Origin of the sequence: Candidatus Protochlamydia phocaeensis (assembly GCF_001545115.1) — a bacterium.
In the GTDB taxonomy this organism is placed as follows: domain Bacteria; phylum Chlamydiota; class Chlamydiia; order Chlamydiales; family Parachlamydiaceae; genus Protochlamydia_A; species Protochlamydia_A phocaeensis.
On the sequence record NZ_FCNU01000031.1, the window covers coordinates 155,715 to 179,045 of the forward strand.

Genomic DNA, 23,331 nt, shown 5'->3' on the forward strand with positions numbered 1-23,331 from the left:
CAAAGAAAAAAAATATGAAGCTTTTTATTCCCGTCTTTTTTTCAGCAATTTTCCTTGTCGATCAGATATATGCTCATCCAATGAGCAACCAAGCGCTAGAGAATCCCACACAAGGCGATCCTATGATGGGAATGATGAAGCAAATGATGGAAAATATTACAGAAGAGGAAATGATTTCTTCTTTTACCGATCAAGATAAAGCCATCTACCAGCAACTCAATCCTCAGCAGAAAGCTTTAGTTCTCAAGGCTGCCAATCAATTTTCCTGCCGATCTCAAATGCAAATGATGCAGCAGCAAAACATGATGAAGCAAGGTGAAAATCATAAATAAACTAAACACATAAGGGAACTTTATGAATCAGCTTGCAAGGCAAAGACACGAGAAAACTATAATACGCGCCATAGGCATGCCATGATGGAATGCATGAGCGTTTGTGCAGCATGCTGCAAAAAGTGCATCGAAGAAGGCCATAATGGCACGGCCTCTCTTGGTGTCCAATATACAGAAGCCTGCACAGCTTATTATAGCCTGCGCTAATTTAACCCAGGGAATTTGGTTCAGCCTCTTTCATTTAAGAATCTATAGATTAAATGAGTTTAAGCTAGCGTCTCATGAATGGAGATATAGCCCCTCAAAGCGACCGTGGAGTGATCAATGCCTAACCATCCGCATGAACATACACATGGAGTGATCGATCCCAGTATTTTAGTCACGCAAAGGGGGTTATGGGCTGTTAAATGGTCTTTTGGAGCCTTATTGCTTACAGCGATCATCCAAGCCTTCTTTGTTTCCCTTTCCGGAAGCGTCGCCCTTCTAGGCGATACGATTCATAATTTTGGAGATGCCTTCACAGCCGTCCCCATTGGATTAGCCTTTATGATCGGTCAAAGAAAGCCAACTAAACGCTTTACTTATGGCTATGGACGCTTAGAGGATTTAGCTGGAGTTTTTGTTGTCCTAACCATTCTGATTAGCGGGCTTTTCGCTGGCTATGCCTCTATCGAAAGATTCTTTTTTCCTCGACAAGTTGTACATCTAGACGCTGTTATACTAGCGTCACTTATCGGCTTTATCGGCAATGAATTGGTGGCAATTTTTCGTATTAAGGTTGGAAAAGAGATCGGCAGCGCCGCCCTTATTGCAGATGGCTATCATGCAAGAACGGATGGCATTGTCAGTTTAGGCGTCGTCTTTAGCGTAATTGGAATTTGGCTAGGCTATCCTTTGGCAGATCCGATTATTGGGCTGATTATGACAGCCATTATTTTTAAAATTGTTTGGGAGTCTTCTATCGCCGTCATGACGCGTCTGTTAGATGGAGTCGACCCGCATTTAGTCGATCAAATCATACAGATTGCCAATCAAGTAAAAGGAGTAAAAGAGGTCAAGAATGTGCGTTTGCGATGGTTGGGACACTATCTTTACGCGGAGATGACCCTTACAATAAACGGAGCGCTTCCTATAAAAGAAGGGCACCAAATTGCCGAAAGAGTGCATCAACTGCTATTGCAGCAATTACAATTTCTTTCTCAAGCAAATATTCGCATCGAGCCTGCCCCTAGTTTATACGGAGATAATTATCATTTAAATTAACCTTGTTTACAGACAGTTCGGCTTATCGAATCTAACAATGGATGACCTAAAGGATAGGAATATGTCATTTATCAATATGGCTGAACCGGACTTTATCCACCCTAAAGAGTATCTGACAGAAGAACTAGAGAAGATCAAAACAAAGCAAAGCGCGATCCGTTGCATGCAAAGCATGCCTAGTTTAACCCTCCATGGCTATCCGTATAAAACTTGGGGCAATTCTTCTTTTGGTGAAGCGCAATTATGTTGTTTTAGCGATATCCATAAAATGGCAAGCGTTGAGAAGCAAGAATGGGAATTCCTAGAACAAGTTAGCACGCCGCAAGATCTCATTCTTCTTGAAGGCTTCCCAGCAGGGAAGCAGGCAAGAGAAAGCACAAACCCCCAAATAAAAAAAGTCATTTTAACGACTTGTACGCGGGGATGGGATGACACGGCCTTATTTGAAGAACAATATAATTGCCACGAGAAAGAGGAAGGCTTTATTAAAAATTACCTAGCTGCTTTGGATAAAAGCTTTAATGATAAAAGCCTTATTTCTTTCTGCCAGCAAGAAGAACTTAAAAATTTTGCAAAACGTTGGCAAAGTAAAAGCCTGAAACACTTATACTTCATTACAAGAAAATATCCCGATAAATTCTTAACTCCTGAGAACCTATCTTGGCTATATTCCAGCCTGAAAGAAGCGCTATATGTAATTGGATATAAAATAGAGAGAAAAAATCTCGAGAATACGGAAAAGACATTTCAAGCCAGACAGAAGTCCTTGTTTAAAACTATTAATCAATTTCCTGCCCGGAAATATTATATTATCGCAGGGCTGCACCATTTCCCCAATCCTTTAAATGAGAAAGACCCGACTCTCGAAGAAACGCGAATTTTTTTTAACAAGAGGCGCTATTGCGTTCTTATTCCCCAAAAAGTCTTAGACCACTTAGAGAAAATCTATCGAGAATTAGAAAATCAAATGATAAAAGCGCTTAAGCACTTTGCAGAGAAACTGATTTAGCTATTTTATTTAACATTAAGATGAACGATCAATCAGCCAATGACAAACCAGGCATAACTTGAATTTATAATGGCGCTTTGCGCAATCTGAGTGCATTTCCTATCACGGAAACGGAACTTAAGCTCATTGCCAGGGCTGCGATCATGGGATTAAGCAGCAAGCCGGTAAACGGATAAAGGAGGCCTGCAGCAATGGGTATTCCCAAAATATTATAAATAAAGGCTAAGAATAGATTCTGGCGGATATTGGCCATCATTGCTCGGCTCAAATGAATAGCGCGTACAATCCCCATTAAATCCCCTTTTACAAGGGTCACTTCTGCGCTTTCCATTGCCACATCAGTTCCCGTTCCCATTGCGATGCCCACATCAGCGGCCGCTAAAGCAGGCGCATCGTTAATGCCATCGCCGGCCATGGCGACTAATCCATTTTTTCCTTTTTCTTGCTGGACAAAAGCCTGTTTATCGGCCGGAGCGACATTTGCATGCACCTGATCAATGCCTAGGGCTTTGGCTACCGCTTGTGCGTTTTGCTCATTATCGCCCGAAAGCATGGTAATTTTTTGTCCAAGCCTATGCAATTCTTTAACGGCAGAAGGCGTCGACTGCTTAATAGGGTCATTGACTGCAATCACGCCTTCTGCTTGCCCATCAATAGCGACCAAAATCATTGTCAAAGCCTGAGCCTGCAATTGATTAGCGCTCTGTTGAAGAGTTTCCAGCCCTCTCACATTCCTCTCTTTTAAAAAGGCGAATTTGCCAACTAAAATGTCATGCTGATCGGCCCGCCCGCTGATTCCTCCGCCAGGGAAAGACTGAAAGTTCTCGACTTTTGGCACGTCCAATGATCGCTGCTTGGCTCCCTGGACAACCGAAACGGCAAGCGGATGCTCGCTATTTTGCTCAATTGCTGCAGCCAAGCGCAGGATTTCATTTTCTTGTCCCGGTTTCTTGGAAATCACTTGATTGATCTGGGGCTTTCCCTCAGTTAATGTCCCTGTTTTATCAATTATAAGCGTGTTGACTTTTTCCAATTTTTCCAAAGCTTCTGCATTTTTGATAAGCACGCCGGCCTCTGCTCCTCGTCCCATGCCAACCATAATGGACATAGGCGTGGCAAGCCCCAGCGCGCAAGGACAAGCAATAATGAGAACAGAGACGGCATTGACGAGCCCATAAACAAAAGAAGGTTCAGGCCCTATCCAGGTCCATATGATAAAAGTAAGAATAGCCACTAAGACAACAGCCGGCACAAAATAGCCGGAGACTTTATCGGCCAAGCTCTGAATGGGCGCGCGGCTGCGCTGGGCTTCTGCCACCATTTGAACAATGCGCGACAATAATGTTTCACTACCGACTTTTTCGGCTCGCATGAGAAAACTTCCAGTCTGATTGATTGTCCCGCCTACAACCGAGCTGCCGCTTCCTTTTTCTACAGGAATGGGCTCGCCTGTAATCATGGACTCATCAATGGAGCTTTGCCCTTCTATGACCTTGCCATCAACCGGAATTTGATCGCCTGGACGCACGCGCAGAATATCTCCTACACCAACTTGATCGATTGGAATTTCTTGCTCTTCTCCATCCTTCACCCGTCGGGCAGATTTAGCCGCCCTTCCCAGCAATGCTTTTAGCGCTCGGCTTGTGTGGCTTCTAGCCTTCAGCTCTAGCACTTGACCGAGCAGCACCAAAACTGTAATAACGGAGGCCGTTTCAAAATAGAGAGGAACTTGGCCTCGATGGACAAAAGAAAGGGGGAAAAAGCCCGGAAAGAAAAAAGCGACCAAACTATAAAGATAGGCAATTCCTATTCCCAATGAAATCAAGCTGAACATATTGAGATGGCGGTTGACGAGAGATTGCCATCCCCTTACAAAAAAAGGCCAGCCGGCCCATAGAACGACAGGAGTGCTTAAAAGAAATTGCAGCCAGCGGGACAAATTCGATTCTGTAAGCGGTCTTAAAGCAGGGATTAGCTCTCCCATCGCCAACACAAGGACAGGGATAGACAGAATGAGCCCTATCCAAAATCTCAACCGCATCGCGTTGTATTCAGATAGATCTTCCTCGCTCACCACTGTTTTAGGCTCCAAAGCCATTCCGCAAATAGGGCAATTTCCAGGATGGTCTTGAACGATTTCGGGATGCATGGGACAGGTATATTCAATAGCTCCCCTTGGAAGCGCTTTTTTTACATCCGGATCTAAATATTGATCCGGATTATTTTTAAAGCGATCAAGGCAGTGCTGACTGCAAAATGCATATTGACGATTCTGGTAGATCGTTTTATAAGCTGTCTGTTCGGGATTGACAGACATCCCGCAAACCACATCTACTTGCTCGTCTGCCATACCTATTTGTGACTATATTGGGTGGGATTCTGTTTAAATTTAGCTAAGCATTGCTGACAGCAAAACGCATAGTGCTTACCTTGGTAATCAGTCTTATATTGCGTCTGATTGGGATCGACTTGCATTCCACAAACAGGATCTTTTGATTGATTAGCCATAAGAACCTCCTTTTTAAGCCATTTTAGCAACTCAATCTTAAAATAAACATTTACCTATTTATAAAAAAGAATTTATTAAATCCGATTGCAATCGAAAAGGGAAACATTCTACCCGAACATGAGGAAGGGACGCGCATGTTGCGCCAGCAGGCATGCGAATAATAAAAAAAACAAACTAGATAATTTAAATAATTATTTCTTTTCATTTCAAACAAAGATAAAAAATATTAATTCTAATTAAACAAAACATTTGTTATTATGCATAGCCAACAATTTTATTCTGGAGGAAAATCATGCAAGTCAATCCGATGAACTCAGCTTTCGCTTTTTATGGAATTTTGGATGATCAGCTTCGACAGCAACAGTCATTTTGCGATAAAGCTTACCTTAACTATAACGTGCTCAGTGAAGAAGAGATCCAAGAAGCTCTTTTGTCTCCCCGTACCGGCTTATCGCCCATACAAGCGCAAACAACCTCTTTATTCTTAGCTATTTTTCCCTTAGATTTGCAGAAGCATCTGTTTGGATTTCTTGGACTAAGGGATTTAAAGGCTTGCCTATTCACTTGCAAACAATTCAACATCATTGCGACTCCTTTTTTTATCAAATCAGCCTTCCTTTCTCTTTCTGTTGATTTTGCAGCCTTCGAGTGCCGGATTAATCGCCATTTAACAAATATCGAACCTCCAAAGGGCAATTTAAATAACAAAAAAGTGACGATTATTTCTCCTTTCACTGATAAGAATTTCTTAGGAGCAGAGATAAAAGAGTTAGAGGCGACAACCAAACAGATTTCTTCCTTTAAAGCCTATTGCGTCTTTTTAATTAACGCTAAAAGAAATTTAGAGTCCGGACAGGCAAAAGAAGACAGGGCGACAGGAAAAGATGAAGAACAACAGGCTATACAAAAGCTGACTTCGCTTCTTAAATTAGAAAAGGCCTGTAAGGCTTGCTCGAGCGAAAAAGAAGCTAGATTAAAAGCAATGCCTATTAGTTTAAACAGCGCTGATCTAGTCGTCCGGCCTCTTATTTCCCCTTCTGATCCAGATCTATTTTTTAAGAAATCTTAATTTCTTTGCCTAGGGTATATTGCCAACAGGCAATATACCCTATTTAATTTTCTCTAGGAACACAACTTCAAATCCTAGCCATTCAGTGGTTGATTGGCAACACGCCCTAAGCAAGAACATTTTTTTGCCTATTTTATTTTTTCCATACCCTATAGACAATTAATGCGTAAAATTAAGAATGGTTAATAACCTGTATTTGGAGTTATTTTACTATTTCATAGTGCAATTGAACTAATCCGCTTGGATAAGATTGGGAGGAAACTAAACGGCATGAGAGTTCCTTCGCTATGGAATTGAACAGAGGTATTCCCTCCCCAAGCAACACGGGGATCACAGACAGAGTCATAAAATCCACCATTTGCAAATTTAGAAATTGCGAAATTGTCAATCCGCCATCGATCCAAACATGTTTGATTCCATCTGAATCAAGGTGAGAGACTAATTGAGTCAAATCTCCTTGAAAGAGCTCCGCCTCTTCCCTCACAGTTTTTAGGCTTTTACTTAGAACAACTATTTTTTTCCCTTTATAGGGCCAATCAGGGACACTGGCCGCTATCTCGTAGGTCTTGCGCCCTAGAATTACCGCATCTATGCTATCAAGCAGTTTCTGAAAACCATAATCCTCATTAAAGCCGCCCACCCGATCAAGCCAATCAAGGCTATCGTCTTTACGTGCAATATAGCCATCAATGCTTGTTGCTATGTAAATGGAAATAAGCGGCCGTTTTTTATGCATCTTTACTCTCTTTTGCAGCGTTTAAGAAGAAACCTTTAATAATTTTTAATTGGTTAAATAAATTTAAAACGCGAGCCTATAATCCATAGGCAATCGATATCAGCGACAACTTCGTTTATAATTTTTTTCCCAAGGGAATGTCTCTCTCGTCAGACGGATGCTTTTCTGGATCGTCGAACGGCATTTCAGTATATCCTAAGCTCCGATAAAATTCGATCGCGTCAGGAGCTGCTTCTGTCTGAAGGATTTTGATTCTTTCTTCTTTGAGCTTTTGCTCGCAGGATTTTAGCAAAGACGAGCCATAACCGCGCTTACGCTCTTTTTCGTCTATCACAATCATGCGCAGAGCCGCTCTATAGCCTGGCCAATATTGAAGGTGGGCATAGCCGATCATTCGCCCTTTCTTATAAAGCATAAGATGAGCATGCCCTTCCTGATTGAAAGTCCATGCATAGGGATCTTTGCTTGCTAACCTATCAAAGAAATGCCTTTGCCTGAACCGCTGAGCGGTTTCTTTTTCCTGTGGTGTAGTGCATATTTGAACGCTAAGCTCCGTCGTTGACACGTTTTTCCTCCTATAAAGCTTTAATATCCCTCTAAAAGATTTTACCCCTCCCTTCTAGAACATTTCAACTGGTTAGATTGGAAAGCCCCTATGAAATTGCAACACGTGGATTTTTTTAGGTCAAGAAAGCGCCTCATAAATCATTATAAAAGATAGGGGCGTTTTCTATTCAAATGAAGAGGCCAAAATTTCTTAATCCTACCTATTTAATTATTCCGGTATGTGTTAAAAAAAATTAGAATTTAATCTAGCGACTTTCCACTAGGTAGCGACTACATAAGCTTTAATGATCATTGGATTTTCTAAGATATGCGGCTTCTTTTTCTCTTCTTTTCTTTTTCTTTTGCTGTCATTCATGCACATGACTTTTGTGTTAAAATGGAACAAGCACCGATAAAGGATCTAGATCTTGACACTGCTGTCTATCGGGCTTTAACGCAATCCCTTAGTCTACATATGGCAAGTAAAGAAGCAGCTTCCAGGCGCTATCAAGTCAAGCAAGCACGCCTTTATCCCAATCCCAGCTTTAACTATGAAATTGAAGATTTTGCAGGAAATAATAAGTGGAGAGGATGGAAAAATCGAGAGGAGCGCTATTTTTACTCGCAACTTTTTGAAACGGCAGGCAAAAGGCATCTTCGTACACAAGCGGCATCTTACCAATATTATGCTTCGCTTGTCGGATATGATATTTCCAAATTAGTCGTGCTCAACCGTCTGCATCGGGCATTTATTAATGTCGTGGCAACGCAGGAGTTATTGAAACTAGCGACTGATCAGGCAGAAGCTGCCAAGGAAATTTTACGGATCGCCACTAAAAAAGTCGAAGCGGGCAAAGTTTCCCCTATCCAACAAAATAAAGCAGAGGTTGCTTATTCGACTGCCCTTGTTGCTGTTGATAGAGCGAAAGCGGAAGGGAACAATGCCAAAAGACGCCTCTCTCTTCTTTGGTCTAATCCCTGCCCAGACTTTGAGCAAGCCCTCTTTCCTCTCTTTGAAATCACAGCCCCTATTCCCCTTGAGCAGTGCTTAGCCGATCTTTGCAACCAAGCGGAGGTCGTACAAGCACTTTATAACTATTCAAGCGCCAATAAAAACTGGTTATTAGAAAAAGCTAACCGCATTCCGGATGTCACTTTGCAAGTGGGTTACAAAGCCAACTATGAAGAGAATAATCAAGGGATGATCGCTGGGGTTTCTATTCCGATTCCCCTTTTTAACCGCAATCAAGGAAACATTGGGAATGCCTACTTTGACATGCTCAAAACAGGCGATCAAGGCAGGCTGATCTGGCTTATTTTAGAATCAAAACTTGCGATTTCTTACGAAAAATTGCTCCAGGCTTATGAAGAAGCTGAGCGCATTAAAAATATTTCCCTGCCCTACGCCACTCAAGCATTTGAATTGGCACAAAAAGGCTACCAAGAGGGAAAGTTTGAATATTTGGATGTTTTAGATGCCCAGCGGACCTTATTTGAGGTGCGAGAAAGATATATTCAAGCCCTAGTCAATTATCACACAAGCCGAGCAGATATTGACTATTTAAACAGTCAAACGGATTGAAGTTATGAAGAAAATCTTTTCTTATGGATTTGCCATTTTATTCGGGGCAGCGCTTGCTTCTGTGATCAGTCTTTATTGGGAAGACATGAATTCTCAATTAGGCGGATTCATGCAATCTCAACCGCCAAAAGAGATTGCAGAGGCGGAAGAGGAAAAAGAACAGAAGCAAAGTGAAGAAGACCCTCACCACGATGAAAATATTGTGGAATTATCCGAAGATCAAATTCAAAAAATGAGGCTTATATTTAAACCCGCCGGCCCTGGCAAGCTTCTCTTTACACTATCTACTCGCGGTAAAATTATTCTTCAACCAGACCATTTAGCTCATATCATTCCCAAAGTTTCAGGCGTTGCAAGAGAAGCCAATAAAAATATTGGCAACTTTGTAAAAGCAGGCGATGTCATGGCCATTTTAGAAAGCCGCGATATAGCAGATGTTAAAGCCTCCTACTTGGCCGCTTTAAGCAAACAAAGGCTTGCGATTTCTGCTTTGGAACGAGAAGAGAGGTTATACAAAGAAAAAGTATCGGCCGAACAAGACTATCTCAACGCTAAAAATGTCTATGAAGAATCAATGATCAATGTGCAGCTCGCTCGTCAAAAACTGCGCGCTGATGGATTAAGCGATGAAGAAATCCAACACTTAACAGATCAGGCAGACCCCGACCTTCGCACTTATCAGATTCGCTCGCCGATCGACGGAACCGTCATTATGCGCCATATAACTAAAGGGGAATTTGTTAAAAACACCACAACCATTTACGAGGTGGCAGATTTAAGCACAGTATGGGTCGAAATAGGAATTTATCCAAAAGACTTGTACCGCGTGAAAGAAGGACAATTAGTGGACGTGATGATCCCCATTGAGAACAAGGGCGCCCAAGCCAGGCTCATCTACGTTAGCCCTATTATTGCCGAGGAGACAATTACAGCGAAAGCCATCGCAGAACTAGATAATCCACAGGGCATCTGGAGGCCGGGCGTTTTTGTTAACGTCACTATTGCCACTGAAGAAGCGACTTTTCCGCTTGTGATACCTAAAGAGGCTGTTCAAAATAGCGATGGCAAAGATTTTGTTTTTGTTTCCACGCCTAATGGGCTGGAGAGGCGCTTTGTGAAGCTCGGCAGAAGCGATAATGAAAATATTGAAATCGTTTCCGGCCTAAAGCCTGGCGAACAATATGTGGCGGATAAAACATTTTTACTTAAAGCGGAACTTGAGAAAAGCAGCGCTGAAGATGAGCATTAATTATGATTGAAAAAATTTTAAAATTTTCTGTCCAGCATCCCTTCGGAATTTTACTTTTTACTCTAATTATCGCTGCTTATGGAATTTATTCCTTTATCCGCCTGCCCATTGATGCCGTTCCCGATATTACCAATAATCAAGTGCAAATCAATACTGTTTTAGCCGGACTTTCTCCCTTACAAGTCGAAAAACAAGTCACCTACATTATTGAAACTGCGCTTGCCGGAATTCCAGGACTCCAAATGACCCGTTCTCTTTCAAGGAACGGCTTTTCTCAAGTGACCGCCATTTTTGATGACGACGTCAATATTTACTTTGCTCGCCAACAAATTAATGAACGCCTAAGCGAAGTCAAAGAAAATTTACCGGAAGGGGCAGAACCGCGCATGGGTCCGATTTCGACAGGCCTTGGCGAGATTTACATGTGGACGGTGGACTTTAAATCCCCTAACGGGAAAGGAGCTAGAATTAAAGATGGCATGCCTGGTTGGCAATCTGATGGGTCGTATTTAACCCCCGAGGGACAGGTCCTAAAAACGGATGTTGAAAAAGCCTCATATCTTAGGACAGTGCAAGATTGGATTGTAAAGCCTCAATTAAAAGGCATTCAAGGACTGGCCGGTGTCGATTCGATTGGCGGCTATGTCCGCCAATATCACATTGAACCCAATATAGAGCGAATGATCGCTCTTGGCCTTAGCTTTGATGAAATGATTCAAGCGGTGCGCAAAAATAATATCAGCATTGGTCCCGGCTATATTGAAAAGAGAGGCGAATCCTTGCTTGTTAAATCGGATGAACGTCTAGATTCCCCTCGCCAAATTGAGAGCATTGTAGTCGCCGCTCGCGATGGAATTCCCATTCGCATTCGCGACATTGCAGATGTCGGCATTGGAAAAGAGATGCGAACCGGCAGCGCGACACATAACGGCCATGAAGCGGTCGTTGGAACAGCCCTAATGCTCATTGGAGCCAATAGCCGCACTGTCGCCCAGGACGTGGATAAAAAGCTACAGGAAATTAATAAAACGCTTCCGGCCGACATTGAAGCTAAAGCCGTGATCAACCGGACTAAGCTTGTTAATGCAACCATTCATACAGTCGCCAAAAATTTAAGTGAAGGGGCGGTCCTTGTGATCGTCATTCTATTTGCATTTCTCGGTTACTTTCGAGCGGCTTTAATTACAGCATTGATTATTCCTCTTTCGATGCTCATGACCGCTATTGGAATGGTTCACTCTAAAATTAGCGGCAATTTGATGAGCTTAGGGGCGATTGACTTTGGCCTTATTGTGGATGGGGCCGTTATCATTACAGAAAACTGCTTAAGGAGACTGTCTCAAAAACAGCACGCTATCGGACGCGGCTTAGACCCTCAAGAGCGTATGCAAGAGGTCATGATTGCCAGCAAAGAGATGATTCAACCTACAGTCTTTGGCCAAGCCATTATCATTACCGTTTACTTCCCTATCCTCGCTTTGTCAGGCGTGGAAGGTAAAATGTTCCATCCCATGGCTATGACAGTCATTTTTGCTTTAATCTCCGCTTTTATTTTGTCCTTGACGTTTGTACCTGCCATGATTGCCCTTTTTGTCAAAGGGCGCCTCAAAGAAAAAGAAAATGTTTTAGTCAGTGGAGCTAAGCATCTCTATAGGCCTTTAATTAAAGGAACATTAAAATTTCCCTGGTTGACCATCGGAACCTCTACAGCGGCAGTCATTGCTTCTTTTTTATTGTTCTATCGCCTAGGAGAGGAATTTGTGCCGACTTTAGATGAAAGGGATATCGCGATGCATGCCATCCGCATCCCTAGCACGTCTTTATCCCAATCCACCGAGATGCAGCGCGAAATTGAAAAAACGCTAATGAAAATTCCAGAAGTGCTCTACATTTATTCTAAAACAGGAACTGCAGAGATGGCATCCGATCCTATGCCTCCCAACGTTTCCGACGCGTTCATTATTCTCAAACCAAGGGAACAGTGGCCAGATCCGGACCTTCCCAAGGAAAGCTTGATCGGCATCATTGAAAAAGCGGTCTCTACGCTTCCTGGAAACAATTATGAATTTACCCAGCCTATTGAAATGCGTTTTAATGAATTAATCTCAGGCGTTAGAAGTGATTTAGCGGTCAAAATTTATGGAGATGATTTTAATCAGATGCAACGCACGGCCGAACAAATCGCAAACATTTTAAAGAGCATTCCAGGATCAGCCGACGTCAAAATTGCTCAGACCAGCGGCTTGCCAGTGTTGGATATTAGAATTGACCGCGAAGCGGCCAGCCGCCTGGGGCTTAATGTCTCGGACGCTTTAGAAGTGGTCGGTATCGCCATGGGAGGAGGAAAGGCCGGACAACTCTTTGAAGGAGACAAGCGCTTTGATATTATCGTCAAGTTGCCAGATGCCTTAAGGGAAAATCCCACCACTTTAAGCAATTTGCCTATTCCTTTAGCCGCTAATGAAGGGGATAAGAAAGTGCACTTTCCTTACGTTCCTTTAAGCGAAGTGGCCAAATTGGAGATCAATGAAGGCTTAAATGAAATCCAGCGCGAAAATGGCAAACGATTTGTTGCAGTACAAGCGAATGTCAGAGGATCTGATTTGGGAACTTTTGTAGAGAAAGCCAAGCAGCAAATTAGTCAAAAAGTCAAAATCCCGGAAGGTTATTGGCTAGATTGGGGCGGACAATTTGAAAACCTTCTCTCTGCAAGAAATCGGTTGCTTATAGTCGTTCCTATGTGCTTCGGCCTTATTTTTCTTCTTCTTTATTCTGCATTTAATTCTGCCCGTTACGCGCTTTTAGTGTTTAGCGGGGTTCCGCTTGCTTTAACAGGAGGAATTATGTCTTTGTGGCTGCGCAATATGCCTTTTTCTATTTCGGCGGCTGTTGGATTTATTGCCCTTTCTGGTATTGCCGTTTTAAATGGACTGGTTTTAATTACTTATATTAATCAATTAAGAAAAGAGGGCTTAGAAACAGAAGAGGCCATTACAACCGGCGCCCTAACTAGACTCCGCCCAGTCTTGATGACGGCCCTCGTTGCGTCTTTGGGCTTTGTTCCCATGGCTTTTGCCACAGGCACAGGTGCGGAGGTTCAAAAGCCCTTGGCAACGGTTGTGATTGGAGGGCTGATTAGCGCAACTTTACTTACCTTACTCGTTTTGCCCGCTTTATATAAGGTTTTTCTCAAAAAGCTATAAGCGGCCTGATTACTCCCCTCTTAATGGCAATGGGCAAAAATGAAGTAGATTATACGTAGCTATTTTTTGTTAACGATCAAGACAGGAATTAGGGATTTATGATGGAACAAACACTCAAACTCCGCTGGCTTATTATAGGTGCAGTTTTTATTAGCTTCTTTGAATTCTTATCGTTAAGCGGGACTCGGCTTCCACACTTGATCGCTCTGCCGTTTTTTTTGGCCTTTACTCTCTTATTCGGCTATCAAACAATATGGCATGGCCTCCAGGCGTTAGCGAAGCTAGACTTTAAAAGCATCAATCTTTTGATGCTGATTGCTGTTTCAGGAGCCTTCTACCTAGGAGAATACCCTGAAGGAACAATTGTAATTATTTTATTTACGCTAGCAGAAAGATTGGAAGATATCGGAATCGCCAAAAGTCAGTCCGCTCTTGATTCTCTCGCCAATAAAATGCCTAAAACCGTATGGGTCAAAGATCAAGAACAGCCGGTTGATATTTCTACAGTCTCAGTCGGAACAATTGTCCTCATCAAACCTGGTCAGATGATTCCTCTGGATGGTATCATTAAGTCTGGAGTTTCCTTTGTCGATGAGTCTGCCATTACGGGCGAGCCGCTGGCAAAAGATAAACGTCCCGGCGATCTTATTTTTGCCGGAAGCTTAAATAAACAAGGCTTTTTAGAATTAGAAGTCACAAAGCCTTTCGCGGACTCAACAATTGAAAAAATCCGGGAAATGACTTTCAATGCAATCCAACATAAAGCTGAAACGCAGAAATTTATTGAACGCTTTTCCCAATATTATACTCCTGCCATTATTCTCTTAGCTATTTTTTGGATATTCTTTACTTGGATGATTCTTAATCGCCCTTTTACGCAAGGATTTGCAGACGCTTTAGCCCTATTAGTGATTGCCTGCCCATGCGCGCTTGTCATTTCAACGCCCGTTTCCATTTTCTCCGCTATTGGAAACGCCTCTTCTTCAGGCGCCCTTATTAAAGGCGGACGCTATTTAGAAGCGCTTGGACAAATTAAAGCTATGGCTATTGATAAGACACGCACCTTAACGATAGGCGAACCTATAGTGACAGATATTGTTCCTTTTGGAGGGCATTCAAAAGAACTGCTGCTCAGCTGCGCGGCCGGCATAGAAAAATTGTCTGAACATCCTTTAGCTCAAAGCATTGTCAATGCTGCCCAAAAACAAAATTTGCCCCTTCATGAAGTCCAAAATTTTGAAAGTATTGTTGGAAAGGGGGCAAAAGCGGATTGCATGGTCTGCGAGGATGAGCACCATTGCATCGGAAAGCTTCAATTCATTCTCGAAGAACATAAAGTCCCTCAAGCCTTTATTGAACAAATCGAGGCTTATCAAAACCAGGGAAAAACCGTCATTGCCGTTAGCACACATAAAGAAGTTGAAGGAATGATTGCTCTCGAAGATGAGATTCGCCCTGATAGCCAAGAATTTGTTTCAACTCTAAAAAGATTGAACATTCAACCCATTATACTAACAGGAGATCATTTAAATGTCGCTCAAACTGTTGCTAAAAAAATTGGCATTGACCAAGTAAAAGCAGACCTTCTTCCCCAAGGCAAAGCTCAAGCCGTTCAAGACCTTTTACAAAAGTATGGAAAGGTAGCCATGTTTGGCGATGGGATCAATGACGCACCGGCCCTTGCACTGGCCAATGTTGGTATTTCTATGAGTTCGCTTGGAAATGATACGGCGATCGAGGCCGCATCTGTGATCATTCTCAACGATCAATTAAGGTTAATCCCTTTTCTAATTGAACTTGGCCGGAAGACTTTATCAACCATTAAAGCCAATATTACATTTGCCATTGCGGTGAAACTTGTCTTTATTACCCTGGCTCTCTTAAGCCTATCTAATTTAGCTTTAGCCATTTTTGCTGATGTCGGCGTCACTCTTTTAGTCATTCTAAACAGCTTGCGATTAACGAAATTTGGAAGTGGGAAGATAAGGAAATAAACAGAAAGAACCTAATCCTCTTTAGCTAGTGCACCGCATCAATACATGGCAGGCCATTGGATTAAGTAATCTTTTACCTTTTTGATTCCTTATCTTAAGGTTGAATAGAGTGGGGATATTGGGCAACAATTCCGCTGAGGGATTGGCTATCTATATTAAACTGCTGAACCGCATCTGAAGGATGAAGGAATTCCATGTCGTGCATGAAATAAGAGAGCGGTTTAAAAGTCTTCTGGAAAAAATTCAGATTTAAAAAGTGATTTTAGCTAAGCAACTATTGGGTAGTTTAAAATGAAAACATGTGAAAGACAAACGATGTAGCGGCAGCCGGACTTGAACCGACGACACACGGATTATGATTCCGTTGCTCTACCAACTGAGCTATACCGCCCCATAAAAAAAATAGCGGGGGAAGGATTCGAACCTCCGACCTTTGGGTTATGAGCCCAACGAGCTAACCCCTGCTCCACCCCGCGTCACTCGCAAACTAGGTTAGTGTTTGCTTGAAGAAAGAATAACTATAGCAAAGCGTGATATTTAGAACAAATGAAATTTAACGCATTTCTCACTTTTTTTTAAGTTTTACAGCTTTGAGGTATCTGTGGAAAGGATAAAAAAAATTAAAAAGAGAAGTTTTTTTCTTCATTTTTCATCTTTACACATTTTTTAGAGCCTTAAAAACATCTCCATTTATTGTAAATCCTTTTAGATATTCACCTGCTCATATATCAAATATTTTTAAGCAGCCGACTTAGACGGTTAAAACCGCTAAGATTGGTTCTTGAAAGAAGAGACTGATTTTATTCTTCACCATTATTATCCATATCCTGAACGGATAATTGATGAAGAAGAGGGTCTATGACGTGTAAGGTGCGCTTGGTTGATCCCTTTAAGCTTCTAATTAATTCTAATCCATTCTGTCCCATCCGCTGACGCTCCGCTGAATCTCCCAATAAATGAAACAGCGTCTCTTGAAGCTGCTCTTCCGATACTTGTTTACCCGCATCATATTCCTTGATTAAATCCACTAATTCGGGCTGTGAATACATGTGGGGTCCAAATAAAACCGGTTTGCTATACCAGCAAGGCTCTAAAATATTATGCCCGCCCACTTTAGAAGTAAAACTGCCCCCCACAATTGCGATATCCGACAATTGATAGCACATTCTCAGCATTCCCATGGCATCAATAAGAATGGCCTGCTCCTTCCCCGTCCGTCGATTAATATCTGTAAAAGCCACCCAAAGCAGGCGTTCCTTCTCTAACAGCTCTCCTACTTCCTGAAAGCGCTCGGGATGGCGCGGAACAAAAATAACCTTAAGAGTTGGAAAGCTTTTCCAAATTTCTTTTAGAAGCTGCAGAATCAACTGTTCTTCCGGATGGTGGCTTGATCCAATTGTTAAAACAAGCTGATCCGGTTGTATGCCTAGTTTTTGCCGCCATTGGGTGACCTCTTCAGCCGTTAATTGAGGATATTCATCATCGAGCTTGAGATTTCCTGTGATATGGATTTTTTCTGGAGAAGCTCCCGCTTCAATAAATCTTTTTTCATATAAGGCATTTTGGACGCACAAAAAATCGAACAATTCAAAGAGCGCTTTAGAAAAGAAAGGCACCTTGCAAAAGCGATGCGTGGATTTTTCGGAAAGTTTCCCATTCACTAAGACAAGACTTGCGCCTTGCGCTTTGGCTAAGCGCATAAAATTAAACCAAAAATCGGATTCACACAAAATAACAAGGTCAGGCGAGGCGCGTTTGATCAGTCGTCGTACAATAAAACTAAAATCAAAAGGCAAATAAACATGATAATCGACAAAAGGTAAACTTCGCTTGGCTTCTGCATGCCCTGTCTCTGTTATCGAAGAAACGACAAACAGACTGGATGGAAACCGCTGTTTTAATTCCCTAACCAAAGAGACGACAGCTTTTGTCTCTCCAACAGAAACGGCATGAATCCAAATTAAAGGCTCGCCATTCTGCTGGAAAATAGGATAATCAAACCCTAGGCGGGGCAATAAACTTTGTCGATATTTTTTATAAAAGACTAATTGATAAAGCATCTTGGGAATTGCCAATAAGGCAAGAATCCACAAACAACATTCATAACATAAAATGAGAAAAACGTTCACAATACTCGTCGCTCGCTGTTTAATAAATTTCTTTGCTTTCGCCGTTCTTTAAAATCCAAAATTGCTCTTGAGGAAGGCCTCGCTTGTCCATTTCTTTCTCTAATGCCAGAATAGGCTCATCTATGCCATCATCGGCCATTTGAAAGGTCCCAAAATGAATGGCCACACTTTGCTTGGACTGTAAATCTAAATGAGCTTGCACGGCTTCGGCAGGAGAAATGTGGACAGAATGCATAAACCACTCGGGCTTGAAGGCTCCTATAGGAAGAAAAGATAAACGCGGAGGGCCTAAGCGCTCACGGATCATTGTAAAATGAGGTCCATACCCTGTATCTCCTGCAAAGTAAATAGAATGCTTAGGACCTTTAATGACAAAGCCTCCCCATAAGGTCTTATTTCGGTCCCATATCCCTCTCGCAGAAAAATGTTGAGAGGGAACAAAAATCAACTGATGATCCATGGAAAAATCGACTTGCTCCCACCAATCTAACTCTTTCATATTCTTCAAGCCTTTGGCTTTCAGATAAGAAAAATTGCCCTGGGGAATAAAAAAGACAGGCTCATGGACCTGCTGTAGGCGCTGCAAACTCGGCAGGTCCATATGATCGTAATGATTATGGCTGATAAGAACGAGATCAATGGGCGGCAAATCTTCAAATCGGACGCCAGGCAAAGCCGAACGCCGAGGTCCCCACCGCTTAAATGGACTTGCGCGCTCAGACCAAATGGGATCGGTTAAAATATTCCACCCACTTACCTGAATGAGGCAAGTAGAATGGTTAATAAAGGTAATAGCCAACTCTCCTGCCTGCACTCGTGGACGCGTAATTTTTTGTTGCTGCACGGGAACAGAATGCGGCCAAGGAGCCGGACTCCTTGTCAACATCCAATATAAGGCGCGTGAAAATGGTTGAAGCTTAACTCCAGGATTAAAATAACGTTGTCCATTGAAGTGATTTGATTGCATACGCACTCGAAAAATTTTTTCTAAAGTAGGCTAAGAATAACCTGCTAACTATTATAACGCAACTAAGCCCATAGGATCGCTTTCCCCTTTATCTAATAGCTAGAATTGAATCGCTAAATTAAATTCTTTTTCTAGCCCTTCCAGAAAATCGACTATCCATACAATTTGAATATCCTTCCACGCTTCTTCGGATTATTTGTTTAATTACTTTTTATCAAAAAAATACGATTAAATTTATTGATTCTTATTAAATCCTTTAAAAATAAATAACAATCACCAACTAAATTTAATCTTTTTTTTATTAAATTTTATTCTTCCATGAGCATACATCTAAATTTTTATCGCGAAAGTGAATTTGAATATGTGGATCACCGTTTTTTAGATCCTAAATATTGCCCTTCTCACCCTCAACATCTCGCTATTTTTCGAGTAAAGAATCAAATTTTCTATACGCTTACCTCCACTTCTCGTGCGCGTCCTCTTGATATAGCAGTTTCCCAGTTCTTGCTCTCTAAGTTAGAAGACCGCATTGCTCAGATTAACAGCCGTCTATTTAAGGGAGAAAAAATAAAAGAGCTGGCTTTAAAACAACGGATTTATCAGCTCGCTTCCTTTGCACCTAAATCTTACAGCACTTATCTTCATGGAGATTATCAAATTTTCTGGACCATTCCTCAATCGCCTTCTCTCTTGAGACCTTTATTGGAAGAAATAAAGGTGCATCTTATTATAGAACCGGAATCAGAAAAGCTTCTGGATAAACTTTATTCTCATCAAGACCCTTTCTTTGAGGGTCTTGCCGCGTGTCTGGCTTATGCGTCTTTGCGGCTAAATCCTCTTTCTAATGAAGCAGGAGACTTGTTAGTCCATAGAATAAAAGGGTTTCGCAAACAGCTTAAAGCTGATTCTAGAAGCTATCTCAATCTGAAAAATCTGGTTATTCTCCGCTATTTTACAGTCTTAGAGCATTGCGCTTTGCAAGGAGAGGCTTTAATTCAAAAAAAGCAATGGCTAAAACGAGATATCGCCCAACATTTGGCTTCTATGATGTCGGTTCCCATCCAAGTGATAGAAGAGGTGGATTTAATAGAGAAACTAGAGGACTCATTTAATGACTATACAAGCGAAGAGTTCAAAGCTGCCTTAGCTCTTGTCTATCGTATTCTCGGATTAGAAAATAAAATTCATCTAATGGCCAAGCCGCATAAATTAAATGATGTGGTCAAAAAGCTGATTGCTTTTCTTGAAAAAGATGAAATGCACAAAACGCTTTTACCTTTATTTAAAGTCCATATAAAGCCCTTTTCTTTTGATGATCCTTTCCCCTCTCCCTGTATCGTGCTCTATCCGCCTTTGCGATATTCTCATGCCCATCTGCTCCTTGACCTCATTACAAAAGAATTTGCTAAAGAGATAGAAGACTGGGGCCTCGGAATTTCCCCCCGTTTTAACAGAAAAGTCAATGCCCTCATTTTTGTCGGCAATGGAGATGGCTATGCTAAACATCAACTTTTAAAAAATTTAAATTTAATTTCTTTTTATCAGAGCAAGGCATCCTTTTCTTCCGATCTAAAACCTGAACAGGCCTATCATGTGATCTTAAAAGAAGATTGGCCATTGACCGAAGACGCTGTTTATTTTAAAGACGCGATCCCTTTGGTCCAGCCCGCTTTCTTTTGATCTATTTTAATTGTTTTAAATACTTTACTTGAACCATCCGAAACAACTAAAATAAATTTTAAAAGGCAAATAGAAAGGATTATCTCTCGTGCATTCCATTTAAATTCAATTGTATAAAAGTTTACTTGTCATTTATCCTTTCTTATTCTATTATAATCCCGTTATAGAATTTTAAAAGTAGAAGATGACCGATCAAGTTATTGGAATTATTCCTGCTCGTTACGGCAGTACCCGCTTTCCTGGCAAGCCCCTCGTTACCATCCTCGGCAAGACCCTCCTCCAAAGAACTTATGAAAACGCTCAAAGAGCCTCTCTCTTAACCGATCTCCTTGTTGCCACTGACGATCAACGCATTTTTGATCACGTCAAAGCCTTTGGGGGCAAAGTCGTCATGACCGCTGTTGAATGTCCGACTGGAACGGACCGTTTGGCAGAAGTGATTCAGCACTATCCGGGGGGAATGCAAGCGTCTGTCATTATCAATATTCAAGGCGATGAGCCTTGTTTGAATCCAATAGCCATTGATTTAGCAGCTCAGGCGCTTATCAATGATCCTCAAGGCAATATGTCGACGATCGTCACACCTTTGAGGTCCGAAGAAGAGGCGTTAAGCCCTTCAATTGTCAAATGCGTAATGGATCAAAAGGGAAATGCCCTTTATTTTAGCCGGGGTTTAATCCCCTCCAATAAAAAGCATGCTTTTCAGGCTTCAGCCTCTTATTTTCGTCATTTAGGACTGTATGCCTATCGTCCATCCTTTTTATTGGAATATCAAAAATTACCCCTTACTCCTCTTCAGTTAGAGGAGGATTTAGAGCAATTAAAAGTCCTAGAACACGGGTATCGCATCAAAGTTGCGGTTGTAGATGAAGCCAGCATTGGTGTGGATACTCCAGATGATATATATAAGGTCGAGCAATGGTTATGCAAACAAAATACATCTTTATAACAGGCGGCGTCTGTTCCTCTTTGGGAAAGGGCCTAACAGCAGCAGCAATTGGCTTATTATTGGAGAAAAAAGGCTTAAAAATTGCCATGCTTAAGCTGGATCCTTATCTTAACGTCGATCCTGGCACAATGAGCCCTTTTCAGCACGGCGAAGTGTATGTCACCGATGATGGGGCTGAAACAGATTTAGACTTGGGCCACTATTATCGCTATACGAATTCTTTTTTATCGCGCGCCTCCAATGCCACGTCCGGTCAAATTTACAATACAGTCATTAAGCGCGAGCGCCATGGAGACTATTTAGGTAAAACAGTACAAGTCATTCCGCACATTACCGACGAGATTAAACAGCGCATTTATCAATGCGGCAAGCAACAAGAAAACATTGATGTTGTGCTCGTTGAAATTGGAGGAACCGTAGGAGATATTGAATCGCTTCCCTTTTTAGAGGCCATTCGGCAATTTACCTATGAAAACCGTCCCCATTGCTTAAATATCCACCTCACCTATGTTCCTTATTTAAAGGCAGCCGGCGAAGTGAAGACGAAGCCTTCTCAGCATTCTGTCCAAATTCTGAGAGAAATCGGAATTTTCCCAGACATTATTGTCTGCCGATGCGAGTTTTCTCTTTCCGAAGAGGTCAAAGACAAGATCAGCTTGTTCTGCAACGTCAACCGCCGTGCCGTCATTGAAGAAGTCGACGTCGAGCATAGCATTTACGAAGTCCCCATCAAGCTGCATGATGAAGGCATCGATGCCTTGATTTGCGAACTGCTGCATCTTCCCAGCCCTCCAGTCGATTTAAGGGAATGGGAAACGATCATTGAAACGATCCGCCATCCCAAGGGAACCATTACGGTTGGAATTGTCGGCAAATATGTTCAGCACCAAGATGCCTATAAGTCTGTTTTTGAATCTTTAATTCACGGCGCCTTGGCTGCAGGCTATAAGCTGCAGATCAAACGTTTTGAAGCAGATAAACTGCCTTTGGACTCTCAACAGCTTAGCAAAGCGCTTGAGGGATGTGACGGCTATTTAGTCCCCGGCGGCTTTGGGGAACGCGGCTGGCTAGGAAAAATCCATACAGCCAAGCTTTGCCGTGAAAAGAATATTCCTTATTTCGGCATTTGCTTGGGCATGCAAGTCCTAGCTGTCGAGTTTGCCAGACATGTCCTAGGCTTGGACGATGCCAATTCAACCGAATTTGATGTGGACACCAAGCACCCCATTATTTCTTTGCTGAGCGAGCAGCGCGGCGTACAAGATTTAGGCGGAACAATGCGTTTGGGCGCTTACACATGCGATCTTAAGCCATCTACCAAGGCCTATCAAGCTTATAAGCGCGATCAAATTAGCGAAAGGCACCGCCACCGCTATGAATTTAACAATGCTTATAAAGAAGCCATGGAAAAGGCGGGATTTATCATTGCCGGTACATTGAAAGGAGAGAATCTTTGCGAAATTGCAGAAATTAAGGGACATCCTTGGATGGTTGGCGTTCAGTTCCATCCGGAATTTAAATCAAAGCCTACCGATCCTCATCCTTTATTCCGCGATTTTATCCAAGCGATGATTACCCATCAAGAGAAGGTACATGGAAACACACAATCAGCCGAATAAGAGCCTTCCCACAAGAATCCTAGGCATTGACTATGGCCTCAAACGCCTAGGATTAGCTCTATCGGACGAGCGCAAAATTATTGCGTCTCCATTAGAGACCTTACAAGCGGAAAGCAAATCCGAGTTGACGGTCGCCAAATTATTGGAAAAAATTGACGCTCTCTGCCGCACGCAGCGCTGTCAGATTGAAGAGATTATCATTGGACTACCCTTGATGATGAGCGGGCGCATGGGCTTTTTAGCCGATGAAGTGAAGCATTTTGTCCAGCTGCTCGCTCAAGCGACTCCTATTCCCGTCAAAATGTGGGATGAGCGCCTGTCTACAGTTCAAGCCGAAAGGTCCCTGCGAGAGAGCAGCCTTACACGCAAGAGGCGCTCGAAAGTCGTCGACATAGTCAGTGCGGCCATTATTCTTCAAAGCTATTTGGACAGCAGGCCGCCTCTCATCTGATCATGCCGGCCATCAACATGGCTAATGAATTAAACATGCTAATG

The 23,331-nt window shown here is 42.3% G+C and carries 18 protein-coding genes and 2 tRNA genes; 12 read left to right on the top strand and 8 right to left on the bottom strand.

Features of this window, described 5'->3' with window-relative positions; translation table 11 throughout:
- The first annotated feature begins 14 nt into the window (after window positions 1-14).
- The 3 genes from BN3769_RS12400 to BN3769_RS12410 all read left to right on the top strand — a co-directional run bounded on the left by BN3769_RS12400 (window position 15) and on the right by BN3769_RS12410 (window position 2,604).
- On the top strand, window positions 15-332 hold the full coding sequence (locus tag BN3769_RS12400; RefSeq protein ID WP_068471057.1) for a hypothetical protein: 318 nt from the start codon (window positions 15-17) through the stop codon (window positions 330-332).
- 324 nt (window positions 333-656) lie between these two features.
- A complete protein-coding gene (locus tag BN3769_RS12405; protein WP_068471059.1) occupies window positions 657-1,595 on the top strand; it encodes a cation diffusion facilitator family transporter in 939 nt (312 codons plus the stop codon).
- A 61-nt stretch (window positions 1,596-1,656) separates the two neighbouring features.
- Window positions 1,657-2,604 (top strand): hypothetical protein, encoded by a 948-nt coding sequence (locus tag BN3769_RS12410; RefSeq protein ID WP_068471060.1) that lies wholly within the window; start codon window positions 1,657-1,659, stop codon window positions 2,602-2,604.
- 64 nt (window positions 2,605-2,668) lie between these two features.
- Here BN3769_RS12410 and BN3769_RS12415 read toward each other — a convergent pair whose 3' ends face one another.
- Together BN3769_RS12415 and BN3769_RS14545 are read right to left on the bottom strand one after the other, a co-directional pair.
- Complete coding sequence (locus BN3769_RS12415) at window positions 2,669-4,954, bottom strand: heavy metal translocating P-type ATPase (protein WP_068471063.1); 2,286 nt, start codon at window positions 4,952-4,954, stop codon at window positions 2,669-2,671.
- Window positions 4,955-4,956: 2 nt separating this feature from the next.
- Window positions 4,957-5,112, bottom strand: a complete 156-nt coding sequence (locus BN3769_RS14545; protein WP_079989557.1) for a YHS domain-containing protein — start codon at window positions 5,110-5,112, stop codon at window positions 4,957-4,959.
- Window positions 5,113-5,405: 293 nt separating this feature from the next.
- On the opposite strand from BN3769_RS14545, the gene BN3769_RS12420 reads away from it, so the two are divergent.
- The gene (locus BN3769_RS12420) at window positions 5,406-6,182 is read left to right on the top strand and encodes an F-box protein (RefSeq protein ID WP_068471065.1); all 777 of its coding nucleotides are present in this window, start codon (window positions 5,406-5,408) and stop codon (window positions 6,180-6,182) included.
- A gap of 202 nt (window positions 6,183-6,384) precedes the next feature.
- On the opposite strand, the gene BN3769_RS12425 is transcribed toward BN3769_RS12420, so the two are convergent.
- Together BN3769_RS12425 and BN3769_RS12430 are read right to left on the bottom strand one after the other, a co-directional pair.
- The gene (locus BN3769_RS12425) at window positions 6,385-6,918 is read right to left on the bottom strand and encodes a dihydrofolate reductase family protein (protein WP_068471067.1); all 534 of its coding nucleotides are present in this window, start codon (window positions 6,916-6,918) and stop codon (window positions 6,385-6,387) included.
- Between the two features lie 115 nt (window positions 6,919-7,033).
- Complete coding sequence (locus BN3769_RS12430; protein ID WP_068471069.1) at window positions 7,034-7,483, bottom strand: GNAT family N-acetyltransferase; 450 nt, start codon at window positions 7,481-7,483, stop codon at window positions 7,034-7,036.
- A gap of 309 nt (window positions 7,484-7,792) precedes the next feature.
- Here BN3769_RS12430 and BN3769_RS12435 point away from each other — a divergent pair, with 309 nt between their 5' ends.
- The 4 genes from BN3769_RS12435 to BN3769_RS12450 all read left to right on the top strand — a co-directional run bounded on the left by BN3769_RS12435 (window position 7,793) and on the right by BN3769_RS12450 (window position 15,492).
- Window positions 7,793-9,046 carry a TolC family protein gene (locus BN3769_RS12435; RefSeq protein ID WP_068471070.1) on the top strand — a complete coding sequence of 418 codons (1,254 nt, stop codon included), beginning with the start codon at window positions 7,793-7,795 and terminating at the stop codon, window positions 9,044-9,046.
- Window positions 9,047-9,050: 4 nt separating this feature from the next.
- Complete coding sequence (locus tag BN3769_RS12440) at window positions 9,051-10,295, top strand: efflux RND transporter periplasmic adaptor subunit (protein WP_068471072.1); 1,245 nt, start codon at window positions 9,051-9,053, stop codon at window positions 10,293-10,295.
- Between the two features lie 2 nt (window positions 10,296-10,297).
- Window positions 10,298-13,498 carry an efflux RND transporter permease subunit gene (locus BN3769_RS12445; RefSeq protein ID WP_068471075.1) on the top strand — a complete coding sequence of 1,067 codons (3,201 nt, stop codon included), beginning with the start codon at window positions 10,298-10,300 and terminating at the stop codon, window positions 13,496-13,498.
- A 98-nt stretch (window positions 13,499-13,596) separates the two neighbouring features.
- On the top strand, window positions 13,597-15,492 hold the full coding sequence (locus BN3769_RS12450; RefSeq protein WP_228840698.1) for a heavy metal translocating P-type ATPase: 1,896 nt from the start codon (window positions 13,597-13,599) through the stop codon (window positions 15,490-15,492).
- A 318-nt stretch (window positions 15,493-15,810) separates the two neighbouring features.
- On the opposite strand, the gene BN3769_RS12455 is transcribed toward BN3769_RS12450, so the two are convergent.
- The 4 genes from BN3769_RS12455 to BN3769_RS12470 all read right to left on the bottom strand — a co-directional run bounded on the left by BN3769_RS12455 (window position 15,811) and on the right by BN3769_RS12470 (window position 18,588).
- Window positions 15,811-15,883: transfer RNA gene (locus tag BN3769_RS12455), tRNA-Met, on the bottom strand.
- 12 nt (window positions 15,884-15,895) lie between these two features.
- Window positions 15,896-15,968 (bottom strand) — tRNA-Met (locus BN3769_RS12460).
- Between the two features lie 324 nt (window positions 15,969-16,292).
- A complete protein-coding gene (locus tag BN3769_RS12465) occupies window positions 16,293-17,621 on the bottom strand; it encodes a 3-deoxy-D-manno-octulosonic acid transferase (protein ID WP_068471078.1) in 1,329 nt (442 codons plus the stop codon).
- A 19-nt stretch (window positions 17,622-17,640) separates the two neighbouring features.
- Complete coding sequence (locus BN3769_RS12470) at window positions 17,641-18,588, bottom strand: MBL fold metallo-hydrolase (RefSeq protein WP_068471080.1); 948 nt, start codon at window positions 18,586-18,588, stop codon at window positions 17,641-17,643.
- Between the two features lie 318 nt (window positions 18,589-18,906).
- On the opposite strand from BN3769_RS12470, the gene BN3769_RS12475 reads away from it, so the two are divergent.
- From BN3769_RS12475 to ruvX, 4 genes are all read left to right on the top strand, one after another.
- The gene (locus BN3769_RS12475) at window positions 18,907-20,268 is read left to right on the top strand and encodes a hypothetical protein (protein WP_154017914.1); all 1,362 of its coding nucleotides are present in this window, start codon (window positions 18,907-18,909) and stop codon (window positions 20,266-20,268) included.
- 184 nt (window positions 20,269-20,452) lie between these two features.
- On the top strand, window positions 20,453-21,217 hold the full coding sequence (gene kdsB / locus BN3769_RS12480; protein WP_068471085.1) for a 3-deoxy-manno-octulosonate cytidylyltransferase: 765 nt from the start codon (window positions 20,453-20,455) through the stop codon (window positions 21,215-21,217).
- Complete coding sequence (locus tag BN3769_RS12485) at window positions 21,193-22,836, top strand: CTP synthase (RefSeq protein ID WP_068471123.1); 1,644 nt, start codon at window positions 21,193-21,195, stop codon at window positions 22,834-22,836. Before kdsB ends, BN3769_RS12485 begins: the two co-directional genes overlap by 25 nt.
- A complete protein-coding gene (gene ruvX / locus BN3769_RS12490) occupies window positions 22,811-23,287 on the top strand; it encodes a Holliday junction resolvase RuvX (RefSeq protein ID WP_068471087.1) in 477 nt (158 codons plus the stop codon). The genes BN3769_RS12485 and ruvX overlap by 26 nt, the downstream gene beginning before the upstream one ends.
- Window positions 23,288-23,331 lie beyond the last annotated feature (44 nt).

Bases quoted from the DNA above. Each gene is read 5' to 3' on its own strand.
- BN3769_RS14545 (WP_079989557.1), bottom strand. From the start codon at position 5,112: ATGGCTAATCAATCAAAAGATCCTGTTTGTGGAATGCAAGTCGATCCC.
- BN3769_RS12415 (WP_068471063.1), bottom strand. From the start codon at position 4,954: ATGGCAGACGAGCAAGTAGATGTGGTTTGCGGGATGTCTGTCAATCCC.
- BN3769_RS12445 (WP_068471075.1), top strand. From the start codon at position 10,298: ATGATTGAAAAAATTTTAAAATTTTCTGTCCAGCATCCCTTCGGAATT.
- BN3769_RS12410 (WP_068471060.1), top strand. From the start codon at position 1,657: ATGTCATTTATCAATATGGCTGAACCGGACTTTATCCACCCTAAAGAG.
- BN3769_RS12425 (WP_068471067.1), bottom strand. From the start codon at position 6,918: ATGCATAAAAAACGGCCGCTTATTTCCATTTACATAGCAACAAGCATT.
- kdsB (WP_068471085.1), top strand. From the start codon at position 20,453: ATGACCGATCAAGTTATTGGAATTATTCCTGCTCGTTACGGCAGTACC.
- BN3769_RS12485 (WP_068471123.1), top strand. From the start codon at position 21,193: ATGCAAACAAAATACATCTTTATAACAGGCGGCGTCTGTTCCTCTTTG.
- BN3769_RS12400 (WP_068471057.1), top strand. From the start codon at position 15: ATGAAGCTTTTTATTCCCGTCTTTTTTTCAGCAATTTTCCTTGTCGAT.
- BN3769_RS12470 (WP_068471080.1), bottom strand. From the start codon at position 18,588: ATGCAATCAAATCACTTCAATGGACAACGTTATTTTAATCCTGGAGTT.
- BN3769_RS12450 (WP_228840698.1), top strand. From the start codon at position 13,597: ATGATGGAACAAACACTCAAACTCCGCTGGCTTATTATAGGTGCAGTT.
- BN3769_RS12435 (WP_068471070.1), top strand. From the start codon at position 7,793: ATGCGGCTTCTTTTTCTCTTCTTTTCTTTTTCTTTTGCTGTCATTCAT.
- BN3769_RS12405 (WP_068471059.1), top strand. From the start codon at position 657: ATGCCTAACCATCCGCATGAACATACACATGGAGTGATCGATCCCAGT.
- BN3769_RS12475 (WP_154017914.1), top strand. From the start codon at position 18,907: ATGAGCATACATCTAAATTTTTATCGCGAAAGTGAATTTGAATATGTG.
- BN3769_RS12440 (WP_068471072.1), top strand. From the start codon at position 9,051: ATGAAGAAAATCTTTTCTTATGGATTTGCCATTTTATTCGGGGCAGCG.
- ruvX (WP_068471087.1), top strand. From the start codon at position 22,811: ATGGAAACACACAATCAGCCGAATAAGAGCCTTCCCACAAGAATCCTA.
- BN3769_RS12420 (WP_068471065.1), top strand. From the start codon at position 5,406: ATGCAAGTCAATCCGATGAACTCAGCTTTCGCTTTTTATGGAATTTTG.